At 43.5% G+C, this 14,582-nt stretch carries 10 protein-coding genes and 1 pseudogene; 6 read left to right on the top strand and 5 right to left on the bottom strand.

Annotated features, from left to right (window positions below; translation table 11 throughout):
• The first annotated feature begins 10 nt into the window (after positions 1-10).
• Positions 11-2,110: a glycosyl hydrolase 115 family protein gene (locus tag A8708_RS16150; protein ID WP_068665154.1), complete on the top strand. Its 2,100-nt coding sequence runs from the start codon at positions 11-13 to the stop codon at positions 2,108-2,110.
• A 125-nt stretch (positions 2,111-2,235) separates the two neighbouring features.
• A complete protein-coding gene (locus A8708_RS16145) occupies positions 2,236-3,345 on the top strand; it encodes a rhamnogalacturonan acetylesterase (RefSeq protein ID WP_068665152.1) in 1,110 nt (369 codons plus the stop codon).
• A gap of 130 nt (positions 3,346-3,475) precedes the next feature.
• On the opposite strand, the gene A8708_RS16140 is transcribed toward A8708_RS16145, so the two are convergent.
• Entirely contained in the window at positions 3,476-5,980 is a 2,505-nt protein-coding gene (locus A8708_RS16140) for a discoidin domain-containing protein (RefSeq protein WP_068665150.1), read from the bottom strand.
• A gap of 298 nt (positions 5,981-6,278) precedes the next feature.
• On the opposite strand from A8708_RS16140, the pseudogene A8708_RS16135 reads away from it, so the two are divergent.
• The 3 genes and pseudogenes from A8708_RS16135 to A8708_RS36990 all read left to right on the top strand — a co-directional run.
• A pseudogene (locus tag A8708_RS16135) lies at positions 6,279-6,449 on the top strand (sigma factor-like helix-turn-helix DNA-binding protein); the annotation flags it as partial.
• A gap of 56 nt (positions 6,450-6,505) precedes the next feature.
• The gene (locus A8708_RS36995; RefSeq protein WP_204787559.1) at positions 6,506-6,694 is read left to right on the top strand and encodes a hypothetical protein; all 189 of its coding nucleotides are present in this window, start codon (positions 6,506-6,508) and stop codon (positions 6,692-6,694) included.
• 21 nt (positions 6,695-6,715) lie between these two features.
• Complete coding sequence (locus A8708_RS36990; protein WP_204787557.1) at positions 6,716-6,928, top strand: hypothetical protein; 213 nt, start codon at positions 6,716-6,718, stop codon at positions 6,926-6,928.
• A gap of 80 nt (positions 6,929-7,008) precedes the next feature.
• Here the strand turns inward: A8708_RS36990 and A8708_RS16130 are convergent, their stop codons facing one another.
• The 4 genes from A8708_RS16130 to A8708_RS16115 all read right to left on the bottom strand — a co-directional run bounded on the left by A8708_RS16130 (position 7,009) and on the right by A8708_RS16115 (position 13,532).
• Complete coding sequence (locus tag A8708_RS16130) at positions 7,009-8,124, bottom strand: metallophosphoesterase family protein (RefSeq protein WP_082927549.1); 1,116 nt, start codon at positions 8,122-8,124, stop codon at positions 7,009-7,011.
• Between the two features lie 175 nt (positions 8,125-8,299).
• Complete coding sequence (locus A8708_RS16125; protein WP_204787555.1) at positions 8,300-10,138, bottom strand: UbiD family decarboxylase; 1,839 nt, start codon at positions 10,136-10,138, stop codon at positions 8,300-8,302.
• A 98-nt stretch (positions 10,139-10,236) separates the two neighbouring features.
• Positions 10,237-11,757, bottom strand: a complete 1,521-nt coding sequence (locus A8708_RS16120; RefSeq protein WP_068665144.1) for a response regulator transcription factor — start codon at positions 11,755-11,757, stop codon at positions 10,237-10,239.
• Positions 11,754-13,532: a sensor histidine kinase gene (locus A8708_RS16115; protein WP_068665142.1), complete on the bottom strand. Its 1,779-nt coding sequence runs from the start codon at positions 13,530-13,532 to the stop codon at positions 11,754-11,756. Before A8708_RS16115 ends, A8708_RS16120 begins: the two co-directional genes overlap by 4 nt.
• 133 nt (positions 13,533-13,665) lie before the next feature.
• Between A8708_RS16115 and A8708_RS16110 the strand changes: the two genes are divergently transcribed.
• A complete protein-coding gene (locus A8708_RS16110) occupies positions 13,666-14,571 on the top strand; it encodes an ABC transporter permease (RefSeq protein WP_068665141.1) in 906 nt (301 codons plus the stop codon).
• Positions 14,572-14,582: the final 11 nt, after the last annotated feature.

Below are 14,582 nucleotides of genomic sequence, written 5' to 3'. Positions count from 1 at the left end.
GTTGTATGTAATGAGTAAGCAAGCAATTGAAAAACTGAATTTAAAGGGAAAGGTAAACATTGAAATCCCTGAAATACTATTTTCGTCGGTTGAACATGCCCTGAGAATGTTGGTAAGAGACTTAGAAACGGTATTGGGCGCTAGCCCACAACTGGTAACGGAATCTGATAAAAATGCTGAGTTATGCATACGGCTTGCCTTAGAAAATGACGATATACCGAAACGATCTGAGGCGTTTGGTTTTCGTTTTCATTCGGATGGCGTAATACCCTATATGGAGATTATAGGTCATGATGAATTGGGACTGGTTTACGGAATATTAGAATTCAGCAGGATATACTTAGGCATACAGCCGTTCTGGTTTTGGACGGATCAATCCATTGCTAAGCAGCTTGAAATTAACATTCCATGCCTTGATTACGATGCCCCAGTCCCGAAGGTTCGGTATCGTGGTTGGTTCGTTAACGACGAAGTGTCATTGATTGGCTGGAAAGATCCATATCCACCTACAAGGGAAGTATGGGAACCCGTTTTTGAAGCGCTGCTGCGCAGTGGTGGCAACATGGTCATTCCGGGGACGGACCTACCGAGAGATGGCATTCACTACAAGCTTGCCTCAGAAATGGGGCTATGGGTGACACATCATCATGCTGAGCCGTTGGGTGCAGAAATGTTCTTACGCGCTTTCCCTGGCAGGAACGCCAGCTATCAGGAGGCTCCAGAGTTGTTTGAAAGATTGTGGGCAGAAGCTATCGAAGAGCAAAAGAACATGAAGGTCCTATGGGTGCTTTCCTTCCGTGGTCAAGGAGACGCTCCTTTTTGGTATAACGATCCTTCATTCGACACGTCGGAAAAACGCGGCGCAATGATTAGTAAGGTTATTAGAAAACAGTACGATATGATTGGGAGTGTCGTAAAGAATCCCGTTTACTGCGTAGCTTTATATGGGGAGATCGCAGAGTTGTTCAAAGGTGGCTATGTTGATCTGCCAGAAGATGTGATTAAAATATGGGCCGATAACGGGTACGGGAAAATGGTTTCCCGGAGACACAACAATCAGAATCATCGTGTACCATCGCTTCCTACCAGCGATGACAGAGGCAGAGATGGTCTGTATTATCACGTGACATTCCATGATTTACAAGCATCGAATCATTTGACAATGTACCCAGGGTCAGCGACATTTCTGAAGCAGGAGATCGAGGCGGCATTCGCTGCTGGTGCTGACGATTATTTGCTAATTAACTGCGGAAATATCCGCCCTCATGTCTATTCCTTGGACATTCTTCGGGAGCTATGGAGTGCCGGAACTATTGATGTTAAAAAGCATTTAAATGAATTCGTAAGTGGCTATTATGCTAGTCATCAAGATGAGCTGAAAGAACTTTATCAAAGCTATACGGAAGCGGCGATACAATACGGACCCCATGCTGATGATTTAGCTGGAGATGAGTATTATCATCATCCTGCTAGACAAATCATCGGTCATTGGTTACAAGGAAAGTGTAAACAGCCAGATTCGAGATTGTTCTGGGCTGTGGGAGAAGTTCCATTCTACCATCAAGTGAAGAATTTCGAAGATCTCTTGGCACAAGGCATAGAGAAATGGGGCGCTTGGCTTACACGCTGTGATGAAGTCCTAGCGAAGCTAGATACAGACGATTTAAGAAGGGCAACTGATCATCTTCGTTTCCATGGAGCCCTTCATTTATCTGGATGCGAAGGATTTTACTGGATGTGCCGTTCGTTTAGGGAGTACCATGAGCAGCGATATCCACAAGCTTTTGTTTTCGCCTCCGAATCGATGTCGTTTTATAAAAAAGGGCTAGATATACTAAGGGATGCTGAACATGGGAAGTGGGACCGTTTCTACCGAGCAGACTGGCTCACGAATATAGAAAGTACGGTTAATAACGTAGATACGGTAAGGCAGTTTCTGCGTATGCATGGCGATAGCCCAGATTTTTTCCTGTGGTATAAGGAATATTTGATGCCAGAAACGGAAAAGCATATCTATCTGGAAAATACACATCGAAACCCGTTATCCGACAGCGAGTTAGCAGTTCTTCTTAAGCAGCATTTTACTCGCAGTGGTTCAATTAATCCATAAAAAGTTGACAGGTAAGTTTGCTACAACTTTGTCAGGCAACCCATTCCCACAGTCCAAACACTTATCGAGCTCAACCTTATATCCTGGCGGAGAACTTCCGTTGTAACTAAGAAAGGAAATCTACCATGACACATGCGTTTAAGTTTGATTTCGGGGCAGCGAATCCCGAGCAAGGTTACACCAAAATCTCACCGGAAGACCAGTATGAGAAGGCAGTTGGCTACGGATTCAGCAACGTGAAAAATGTCCATGCCAAGGATCGTGAAGAACCAGGCCCATTGCGCAGAGACTTTTGCATTCCGCTCGATACCTCGTTTCTCGTGGATGTTCCAGCAGATGGGAACTATAAGGTTTCGGTGCTAGTCGGCGATGAGATCGCTGAAACAGAAACGACGATTACCACTGGTGAGGGCAGACTAGTTGTGCATAAGCAACGTATCTCAGCGGGGCATTTTATTCGTACGAGCTTCTCGGTGTGGGTCACCGATGCACAGTTGAAGCTTACATTTACAGGCAGAGCACCGCGTATTAATGCGTTGGAGATTGAGTGTTTTCCAACTGCATGTACACTGTTTCTAGCTGGGGATTCAACGGTGACAGACCAACCGACGGATGGCTATCCGTATGCAGGTTGGGGACAAATGCTGCCGCTGTTCGTCAAGGCTGATGCGTCGGTTGCCAATTATGCGCTGTCAGGTCGCAGTTCCTTGAGCTTTATAAGTGAAGGTGTATTGGATAAGATTTGGAGCAAAATCAAGCCCCATGATTACCTCCTCATCCAATTCGGTCATAACGACCAAAAGCCAGATGTAGCAAGGTTTACCGAGCCGTTTACGACATATAAAGAAACGTTAAAGATTTATATCGATGGAGCTCGCGAGCGAGGCGCTTATCCGATACTGGTTACGTCCGTACAGCGGCGATTCTTCGAAGAAGATGGTTCACTTCGGGACACTCATGGTGACTATTTGAAAGCGATGCGTGAGCTGGCCGTCGAACAAGAAGTGCCATTGATCGATTTGGCTGAACGGAGCAAGGTGCTATTCGAATCAGCGGGACCCGAGGGAACCAAACGGTTATTTATGTGGTTGGCACCTGGTGAATTCATGAACTTCCCTGATGGGGTGGAAGACAATGCGCATTTCCAACAGCAGGGCGGGATTGAAGTCGCGAAGCTTGTCTACTTGGGGTTGAAAGAGTTGAAGATTCAGCCATTAAACTTGTATTTGAGGTAGTGAATGTAATTTTGTCTCAATCATAGCAATTACACAATTCAAGTTATGATAACAGAAAGTAGACCGTACAAGCAGTCTGCTTTCTGTTTTTGTTTTTGCTCCGAGAAGAAGTCAGTAGGAAACAGGTAAATTAATAAACTTCTACTTCTGGAATCTGCACCATATAGTTTATACCGTCCTCAATCCTTAGGTTAGTACTCTCTACTTTTACATATCGAGCATTTACTGCTGGGAAGGTGAAACTTTGAACACTGCCAGATGTCGGTTTCGCATAATTAGTTTTGGTGACGACTGTTGTCCAGGTTGTTCCATTTGTAGATACTTGAATTGTGAAGTCTATTGGGAAATAGCTCCCTATTTGCCCGCTATCGTTTCTCGGATACAAATCGACTTTACTGATGGAATTCAATGTTCCTAAGTCAATTGATACGGATTCAGTATGGTTTGTAGTTACCCCCAAAGCACTTGACCAACCACGTGCTGTACTTGATGTGCTGCCTCGCAGTCCATCATTTATTTTCGCATTCAACCATCCATAGTTTTCTACACTGCTTGTAGAGGAAACGCTTTTGTTTAATGCCAAATTAAGAGGAGAAGTAGATGCACAACCGCTGAGATTGGTATTATAAACCTGGAATTCAGCTAGCTGCATTTTATAACTTCCACCAACACTTGATAGTTTTGTAGCACTTACTCTTACATAACGATAACTGCCGCTTGAGAATGTAAATGGTTGTTGCCAATTGACTGCATTGCCTGAATTGAAATTTGTTGCGGTTACCAAATCAGTCCAGTTGGTAGCATCCGTGGAGCCTTGTATTTTGAAGTCGACTGGAAAAGCTTTCCCATCATTTGAAACATCGTTTCTAGCATACATCACGATTTTATTTACTGTCTTAGATGTTCCTAAATCGACATAAGCCCATTCCGTATGGTTCGGATCCGAATAGCCTGGATTGCTCGTCCATCCCATGTTTGGATTGCCGACATCAGCCATTTCAAACGAGTAATTAATGCCGTCTGTTAATAGTGTTTTTTGCCAACCTGTTGTCGGCGACTCTAATGAAGAACTTGTTACAACCGGTTTTGATGCTGCAAGGTTGCATGGAGGTAAGGGAGCAAGTGTATCAACCGGACCAGCTGTAGGAACACTAGTTGTAGGTGTCAGTGTTATTTGCATAACGCTATTTGCTGGCAATGTCTCAATTCTTGAAAAAGTTGAACTAGAGGCTAAAATAGAGCTTTCCTTGAGTCCAGGATTTTCATTTGGACCTACTTGTGTTCCTCTGGATCCAGAAGCATAATCAGCATAGTAGTTTCCATTTGTACTATCTACCAATGTTTTATTAACTTTCATATTGGTAGTATCAGTAAGATAGGGTAAGTTACTCAAACTAATTGTCATATCTGCTGGAGTAGCTGTATAATTCCACAAAAGCATAGAAACCGCCTTGGTTACAGGATCCTTGGTAACAATTCCATAAGTATCACGGGTACTCGTACCGGTGCCTGTCAAAGTGCTGGTTAATATCGTAGGCTTCAATTTGCTGTACATGTTAAATGTGTTGGCTCCAGCCTTGCGATGTCCATCAAGCGTATAAATACCGGAGTCACCAAAGAATAAATCTCTAGTGGAGAGTGCATCAGCAGGTGTAAAGAACATGACTTTCTTCAGTTCCGGACGTAAGAGTGCGCTGTACATTCTCTTGGCTATATAGGCTGCATTAATATTGGTATCCTTTACCGAGCCTGCTGTAGCGGATGTATAATCGTAATTCCACTCGGAATAGATGATATCCTTTTGAGGAATGCCTCTGCTTGTAAACATAGCGTTCAATGAGTCATTAAAATCAGCCCCGCCATATTGATGGACCGATAGATAATCAAATGGGATAGTCGGATTTGCTTGAATAAAATCCATAAATCCAATTATTTTAGTATTTGTAGATTTATTGTTTGCAAATCCAGCCCCTCCAATTTTGGCTGCAGAGTCAACAGCACGAACGCCAGTAGCGAAATATTGATACATGGTATTAATTTGGGTTGCCGATAGACTTCCACCTACGCTAGCATCCGCTTCATTATGCGACTCCCAATACCAACCTGTATAACCGAGGTTTACATAGTGCTGAACAACTGCTTGCACAATGGCTTTATACTCGTTCAAATTTGTTGGATATCCTATCCCGGAGACACCTGACCCTCCAATTACGCTTGGAAGATACGCCAAGCACATGAAAGGTTTTATACCTTTTTGTACTAGAGGCAATACAACAGCATCAAGCATTGTAAAATCGTAAACTAATTGGCCAGACCCATTACGCGATACTACATGGTAGAATTGATCAGACAGTACCCAATCAATCCGCATCATATCAATGCCATCGGCAGCCATCATATCATAATAAGATGGGAGCCAGTGTAGATTCTTATTCGTCAGATGTCCACCACGAGCCACATTTAACAACTTTGTCTTATCGTAGTTCCCGGCATTTGTTGCGTAATTGGAAGTCATGGAAACGGCAGTGTTTGCCGCATTCACCTTAGATGAGTTAAAACTCAAATTAAACAAGGTAAATATTAACGAAAGAATTAAAATAACAACCACATTTCTTCTCAACTGCAGAATATACATTTTTCAACCTTCTTTCTCAGACTTTTGATAATTAGGAATTACAGAATGTAAGCAATGTAACCGTTTGCAATTACTCCTAACTTACCCTCCTTTTGAATTAGGTACTTACACTTAAATTTTAATTAATTAAAAATGTGCAAACAATGTGATTTTATTAATATTCATTTCAATCTGTTAACTTGTTATGGAATCATAATCATTGAATTAACTCTAAATAAATCAAGCAAAAGCTCTAAAGTTATACTGAGGCTGGTGATGAAGAACAGATATTAAGTGAAAAGAAATGAAGGTTGGAGCTGAACGCGAGAAGGAAGTTGTGGTCGGACGGTTCGGTTTGGAGCTTGGCGGGGAAGAGCGGACGCAGCGGGAGATCACGAAAGAGCTGGGGATTTCACATTCGTACGTGTCTCGGATTGAGAAGAGGGCGCTGATGAAGTTGTATCATGAGTTGTATAAGGCGAAGCGTTAGAAGCATATTAGGTTAAGGGAATTGAGTCGCATCTTCCATGCATTTGACATCAAATAATGGAAGCGAAGACAATGACAGCCTTAATTCAGATTGAGCATGTGAGTAAATTTTTGGAGTTGCCATTGATTTATCGAGGGCTGTCGAGGAAGCAGCGGGAGCCGCTTGTTTTGCAAGCACTAGAAGTAGTCGATCTGCTGGATCGTCGGATGCACTTTCCGTCGGAGCTTTCTGGGGGGCAGCAGTAACGGGTTGCTATTGCTCGGACGTTGGCAGGTGATCCGCCGATCATCTTGGCAGATGAACCTACAGGAGCATTGGATTCTAAGACAGGTGCGGAAATTATGGATCTATTCACTAGATTAAATGATCAGGGCAGGACGATCATCGTGATTACACATGACCGGCAGGTCGCGGAGCAGGCGAAGCGGGTTGTGCGGTTTAAGCCTCGGAGATACTGTTGTTCTTTTCCAAAATGTTGAATTTGGCGGTATGGATCTTACAATAACACAACCGTAAGAAAAACATCCTTAAAGAGACCAGTCTCCTTAAGGATGTTTTCTCATTTCGCCGGATATGATTTGACAAAAGCGGGCTCGATCCAGCGCTGTTCCGAATGCTCACGCCCGCGAATGGCAATGTGGTCCGAATAGACGTCCACAACCAGACTTTGACTGGCCTTGCTTCCCTCCGGTTCGTTGTTGCCGTTCCATACCTCTGCGACAGACGAGCTGCCGACAGCGAGGAACTCTAGTTGATTGACCTGCTTTGTCGTCTCCAAATTCCAGTGCGTATGACCGCTGAATAAGACTACGTTTGGATACGAACTCAAGATGGCCAGCAGTTGTTCATGCTGCACGACTCCGAGTTCAGTGTCGGAGCCTTCAATTGTATGTACGATTGGTTGGTGCAGGAAGACGAAGATGGGCTTGTCCGGTGAATGCTTATCCGCATTGGCCAGCCGCTCCTGTAACCAACCGAGCTGTTCCGGCGACAGATAGGCATCCTCGTGGACACTCGGATCGACATCTCGATATTGTTCTCCGCCTAGAAAAAGAAAATGATACCCGTCCAGCACGTTCTCATGGTAAAGCTGATTGTAATTAAACATTTGCTTGAACAGGGATATCGCCTGCGGCGTGGACCAATTCGGGTTCAGCTTGGTTACATCCTGGCCCCCGCTAGGCGTTGCCCACATCTGATAGAACTCATGATTGCCGATGGCCGCATGCAACTCGGGATGAGTAGCAGCATCAATGATGCTCATCAACGCTTTGTTATCCGCAGGATTGCCGTTCGTTAAATCGCCATTGAGCACCATCAGCTTGCTGTCGGGCCGAATGGCCGCATGATCGGCCAGAGCGGAACGGAAGCGTTTCTGAGAGTCTGAATTGCGGGCTCCGACATGCACATCACTGAGCACGGAAAGGGAGAAGAGAGGCTCACTGTTCTGTGTTGTTGCGGGTTTTGCAGCAGCTGGCGCTGCCGCAATCGGCTCTTCGAACGCGAACGGTTCGACAATTGGTGATTCAGTCTCGGCCTGCCCTGCGACAGCAGGAGCAGCTTCCGCAATGGCAGCTGTATTGACAGGCGCCATTGCCGTAGCCTCCCAAGCGTATATCGGCAGTACCGTGAACATTAAAGTTAACAGAATTAATCGAACCGTGGCTGGTTTCATGCAGCGGCACCTACCTTTTTGGACAGGAATAGTGTGAAATTGACAAGTTTGTAATGTATTTAACCATTCATCTTGTCGTATAAACACCAAGGAAGAGTTTTCTGCAGGGCGCAGCCACTATGAGAATGAGAAAAACAGCACCACAATCCCTAAGGTTGTGATGCTGTTTTGTTTATTACTTATTTAGAATGGATGCTAAACTTGCGTCTTTGGCAAAAAATCGCATGATGCGCTTTTCAACCGCTGGATCCAATAGTAATGGAGGCGCTTGGTGCGATTTAATTCGTGCATCAAGCACAACATTATCGCAACCCCAATGTTTATTTTCATAGAAACTGTTCACGCCATATATATCATGGGAAGGATTGGAACGTGTGAACGTAGCCCAAACGAAATTGTTTATGGACTCGGCCATAAAATGGCTGTCATCACATACGATGATCAATGGGCAAGTTGTGAGGGCCCCCCTTGCTCCAATAGCTTTGCATAAATCTTTCATTTCAACCTGAGTCTCATCATAATTAATAAATTCGGAAAGTTGAATCGCGACGATTCCTGGCATCACCCAATGCGCATGTTGGACCCCTGATATTTCGTTGAAGATGCCGGGAACTTCTAAGCACAAATCCCTTTTTGTATCACCGACTGCTGCGAATACAACCTTGCTGCCGCTATTTAAACCTGTACCTGAGTAATCTAGTGTATCGATCGTCGTATTGGTATGAAAATGAAGGTCCCGATGAAGGTCTATTCGAGCCAATATGTAAGTTAAGAATTGCTCTATATTGTGAGCATCCAAAGGCTGACTCTCTTCAGCTGTGATGAATAAGTATTTGGCTAAGCTAACTTGTCCCGTTCCTAAAATTCGATTAGCTATTGTAAGTAACTCTGCCGGCTGCTTGACTTGTTGATAAGGTGTGTACCGTTCGCTGCCAATTGCAAACAGCAAAGGGTGTACACCCGCAGCATCTACGGCATGAACTTCTTTGACACCGGGAATTTCTTGCTTAATTGCATCGCCTGTGAGTTCATGAATAAGTGCTCCGAACGATGTATCCTCTTGAGGTGGCCTGCCCACAACAGTAAATGGAAAGATAGATTTCTTCTTGGCATATACCTTGTGGACTCTCATTAGAGGAAAAGGATGTGTAAGGCTGTAGTAGCCCAAATGATCGCCGAAAGGGCCCTCGGGCTTGGTTTCACCAGGATATATTTCTCCTGTGATAACAAAATCAGCATCATGACTAATACAATAGCCATCAACATAGCTGTAGCGGAAGCGGCGTCCTGAGAGCAAGCCTGCAAATGTAATCTCACTCATGCCTTCCGGCAAGGGCATAACGGCAGACAATGTGTGCGCTGGCGGTCCACCGATGAAACAGCTTACTTTTAAAGGGGACCCTTGCTTTGTAGCTTTTGCCTGATGGACTCCGATGCCGCGATGAATCTGATAATGCAGGCCGATTTCTTTATTTAATTCATATTCGTTCCCGCTCAGTTGAATCCGATACATCCCGAGATTAGAATTCATAATCCCTGGTTTCTCCGGATCTTCGGAATAGACTTGGGGCAGGGTGACGAATGCACCGCCATCCTCTGGCCAGTGTTTGATGAGGGGAAGGTCCATAATGCTGATTTCCTCAAAATCAGCTGGAAGACCATTGGTTATTTTAATCGGCAAAGCTTTCCAAGCAGCAAGTCCTGTCCCGATATGTTTGAGTGGGCTTTTCAGAGCCTTCATGGGATCGTTTCGTAGAGAAATTACGTTTTTCACGCTGTCCCACGTATCTCGAAATATATATTTGCTGCGCTCTACTGTACCAAAAAGGTTGGAAACGGCCCGGAACTTCGATCCTTTCACATTCTCGAATAATAAGGCTGGGCCACCAGCTTCATACACTTTCAAATGTATGGCTGCCATCTCAAGTTCAGGATCCACTTCTTCATGAATACGAATCAAATGGCCATTCTTTTCTAAATCGGCTAAGCATTGTTCTAAATTTGGATAGATCATTATTTTGCTCCAATCAAATAGCTATTCCTCTAAAAGGTTTATGTATAATGTCATTCTACAACAAATGCCACAAATTTTAAAAATAGAGTACGTTTTTTTCAAAAAGAGGAACTTTCAAGCCTGAATTGTCCAGGCGTAATATTCTCGAATTTTTTAAATACTTTGAAGAAATGCCGTGGGTTTTCGTAACCAACTTGCTCAGCAATCGTGTTGATCGGCCATTCCGGATTCTCTTGCATCATTTGTTTTGCTTTGGCAAGTCGAAAGGTATGCAAGTAGTGAAGAAAGGTCAGTCCCATCTCCTTCCGAAACAACATGCTGATGTAATTAGGGTGCATATGCATATGAGCGGCAACCGCATCGAGCGATAAATCCAGCTTGTAATTTTGTTCCACGAAAGCGACGATTTTATCAATGGTATGTAAGTTCGGCTGGTGGTGACGGGTCGTTCGCGTATATTGAATGAGTTGTGCGATAATCTCGGAGATATGAGAGTCTGTATGTAAAATGCTATTAGATACGAATACATTCGTTGCTGTATGTGCACCCCAGATGGTTTCAGGCGTTAGACCAATCCGTTGCAAATAAACGCCAATACAGATAAGAAACTGCTTGCGAAGCTTACTATTGCCTTCGGTATTGCCTGGGAAATGAGGCAGTATGGAAAGCACATCCTTTTCAATCTGTTCGCTGGTAAGCTGATTGTCAATGGATTGTTCAATGTATTGGACAAGATGATCTAAGTGATGGTGGTCATGTTCCGATGCCGGTTGATAGAACGTTAATAGGTTCGAGGAAAAGTAGCGATTAAATAGCATCGCAGCGATTGCCTCAACATACAGATCGTGCATGCGTTCGATATTTTTCTTCTGTACACTAACCCCAACGGAATAATCGTTGGCTTGCTTCCTATTGATATCGAACATGGCGTCACATGCAAGCTGCAACTCTTCATCTGTCGGTATCGATTCGCAATTTGCCAACACAATGGTTTGCCGCAAGAAGCGGGAATGAAAAATATACATTTTGTGGAAAATACTCATTTGTTGAGTATTCATAGCTGTGCGACTTTCAGCTATTACAAGCGGTACATGCTCGTTTGCTTGGATTACGATCAACATCGTAAATGGAGCTGGAAACAGGGGGTGCAACTGTTCAGGCTTTAGCGGCAAGTCATCCAATTGTATGTTGAATAGGATATGTTCTTTGAGCATTTGTACATCATGCGCGATAATTCGCTGCTGTTCATCTTGAATGGTTTTAGCTATTTTACCCAGTAGGTTAATGAGCTCGTCCTTATTAATCGGCTTCAACAAATAGTCGATGACGTGACAGCGCAGCGCTTGTCTAGCATAAGCAAAATCGTCATAACCGGTTAGAATAACGAATCGGTTGCAAAGATTCAGAGCTTGTATTTCCTTAATCAGTGTGAGTCCGTCCATTTCAGGCATATGAATATCCGTAAGGATTAAATCAGGCTGAAAGGTGGCTAACTTCTGCATGGCATCAATGCCATCCGCAGCGCCAACGATTTCGATAAACGGTGTTCGTGCCTTCTCGATCATACGGATAATCCCATTTAAGATGATGGGTTCATCATCAACTACCATCAGCTTCATGGTGTTGCCCCCTTAGCTAACTTGAGTATACAGGTGGTCCCTTCATGGAGCTTACTCTCTAGTTGAATTCCGGAACGTTCGCCAAAAAACATTTTTATACGTTCGTTTACGTTCATAATCCCGAGACCTCCGCCACTTTTCTGCAAACGATGGACATCCATGGTACCGTTTAATACACCTTGGAGAAGTACAAGTCGTTCTACCTCAATGCCAATACCGGTATCGACAACGCTAATATACATGAACGCAGTATCTTCCCAAATCCGGATTGAAAGCGAGCCTTGTTTTCGTACATTTGCAATCCCGTGAACAATACTATTTTCAATAATCGGCTGCAGCATATAGTGGGGACATTGAAAATGTTCGATAGCCACGCCAATCTCATACGTTACTTTCAGACGATCAGCTAATCTAATTTGCTGGATTTTGATATAATCTCTAACATTTTCCACTTCTTCTCGCAGCGAAGTCTCGTTCTTCGTTCCAGATAGGCTATAACGGAATAGTTTGCCTAACGTATAGGACATCTCTGCTGCTTCGGGGTCATCGTTGGCTTCAGCGATCATGCGAATTGATTCAAGTGTATTGTAAAGAAAGTGAGGCTTGATTTGCGCTTGCATCATGAGATAGGCTGATTCTTTTCGCAGCATTTCCGAACGATGGACCGTATTAACCAACTCATCCATGCGCCTGATCATCGCGTTATAAGAGGTAGTTAAATGCCCGACTTCGTCTTTATTAATTTCCCCGCGATAGAGAGGAAAATGATTTTCGTCAACTTGCCGCATATGCTTGGAAAGCTTCAGAATGCGCTTCGTAATCGAACTCGCGATCAGATAATAGATACCGGATAGTAATAATAAAAGGAGGGAGACAATGAATACGAGAATATACTTGTTTTTTTTGATCCCAATAAAGACGTTGTCTACTTGCTCCATCATCACAAACTGCAGCTTAAGGCTATCCGAATAAAAGGATTCAATCAGCAACTTTTTGCCATTAACGGAATGATACGCGTATTTGGCATGGGGTTGAAAGGCTTGAGCAAGTAAGGAGTTCTCGGATTCTTTGGACAAGGGGATTTTCTGAATATGAGAAATGACCTGATTATCCTGATCAAGCACATAAAAATTACTTCTGTTATTTAAATTAAGCGATTCCAATAAGGGTTTTATGAAATTAGAGGATACTTTGATATCTAGCAGACCGATGTCCTGCTCAAAATTGCGATTTCCAATTTTATGAAAATAATGAAGATTAATGTCTGGATCGGTGCCATTCGTAAAGGTTAGCCATTTACCTACACCTAGCGGAAGCCTCTTCATGCTTTCGTCCAGCTTGAACTCGTCCATCTTGGCCATCTCTGGCCTGAAAAGCATCCCATTCTGCTGCTCCATATAGATGGTCATCCCATCAATCATGCGATTCGATGACAAAATATATGAAAACAACGGTCTGATATAGGTCAAAAAATTGGAGACCTGATCAAAATCGCTCCGATAGTTTCCACTTAAATAGGCAATCGTGTTCGAATTATTTTGGAATAGCTGATAGGCAGATTCGATTTGTACCGTGCTTACATTGACGTTATTCAGGACTTGATTCACGATTTTTTGTCTGCCTTGCGCATATTCTTCGAGGAAGCTGTTGTAGTTTTGGTTATAAAGGAACAGGCCGAATGAAATAATCGGAAGGAAGATGATGAAGATGTAACCTATTGCCATCTTTTTCACAATCGATAAGTTCTGATAGCTGAAAGCAGGCTTCAATTTCACGGATCCCACCACCTTATAAACGGACAGTACCCCCCTTAAAAATGATCACTATAATTATGAGCCGCACTCCGTTAAGATTGGGAATGTAAGCGCTTAATACAAGCAGATAGTCATTGCATCGAGGGGGAGTATCATGAGTATAGCACTTAAAATGGTAAAGAAAAACTGGCAACTCTATCTGATTATTTTGCCATCACTTGTTTATTTACTCATATTTAAATACATACCAATGGTTGGCGTACAAATCGCTTTCAAAAACTTTATGGTCACGAAAGGAATATGGGGAAGCGATTGGATCGGTTTCAAACATTTTGTGGACTTCTTCCATCTGCCTATTTTTTGGAGGGTGATCAAAAATACCGCACTCCTCAGCCTTTACTCACTTCTAGTCGGCTTCCCGGCACCAATCATTCTTGCGCTTGCTTTGAATGAACTGAGAAACGGAATCTTTAAAAGGACGGTACAGTTAGTCACCTTCGCGCCTTATTTCATATCTACGGTTATTATGGTTTCGATTATTATGCTGTTCCTTTCTCCTCAGCTAGGCTTCGTTCATCTATTAGCGGATAAGTTTGGATTTCCAGCGGAAAACATCATGTCCAAGCCGGCTTATTTCAAAACGGTTTATGTTCTTTCCGATGTATGGCAATTTACAGGATATGCTTCTGTTATTTACATTGCCGCACTGGCAGGGGTAGACCCGCACTTGTATGAAGCTGCAAAAGTAGACGGTGCGTCACGGTTTCAACGAATGATCAATATTGACTTACCGAGCATAATGCCGACGGCGGTCATCTTACTCATTCTGAATGCGGGTCAAATCATGAACGTTGGATTCGAGAAGGTGTACCTGATGCAAAATGCGATTAATGTCGGGGCGTCCGAGGTCATATCTACGTATGTTTACAAAATGGGCTTGGTCGGAGCGAACTTCAGTTTCTCGGCTGCTGTCGGACTTTTTAATTCAGTTGTCAATTTATTACTGCTCATTGTAGTCAATTATGTGGCAAGGAAAAATTCGGAGACAAGCTTGTGGTAGGAGGTAAATGA

Source organism: Paenibacillus oryzisoli (assembly GCF_001653565.1).
Taxonomy (GTDB): domain Bacteria; phylum Bacillota; class Bacilli; order Paenibacillales; family NBRC-103111; genus Paenibacillus_E; species Paenibacillus_E oryzisoli.
This window is presented reverse-complemented; position numbering and strand designations above follow the sequence as displayed.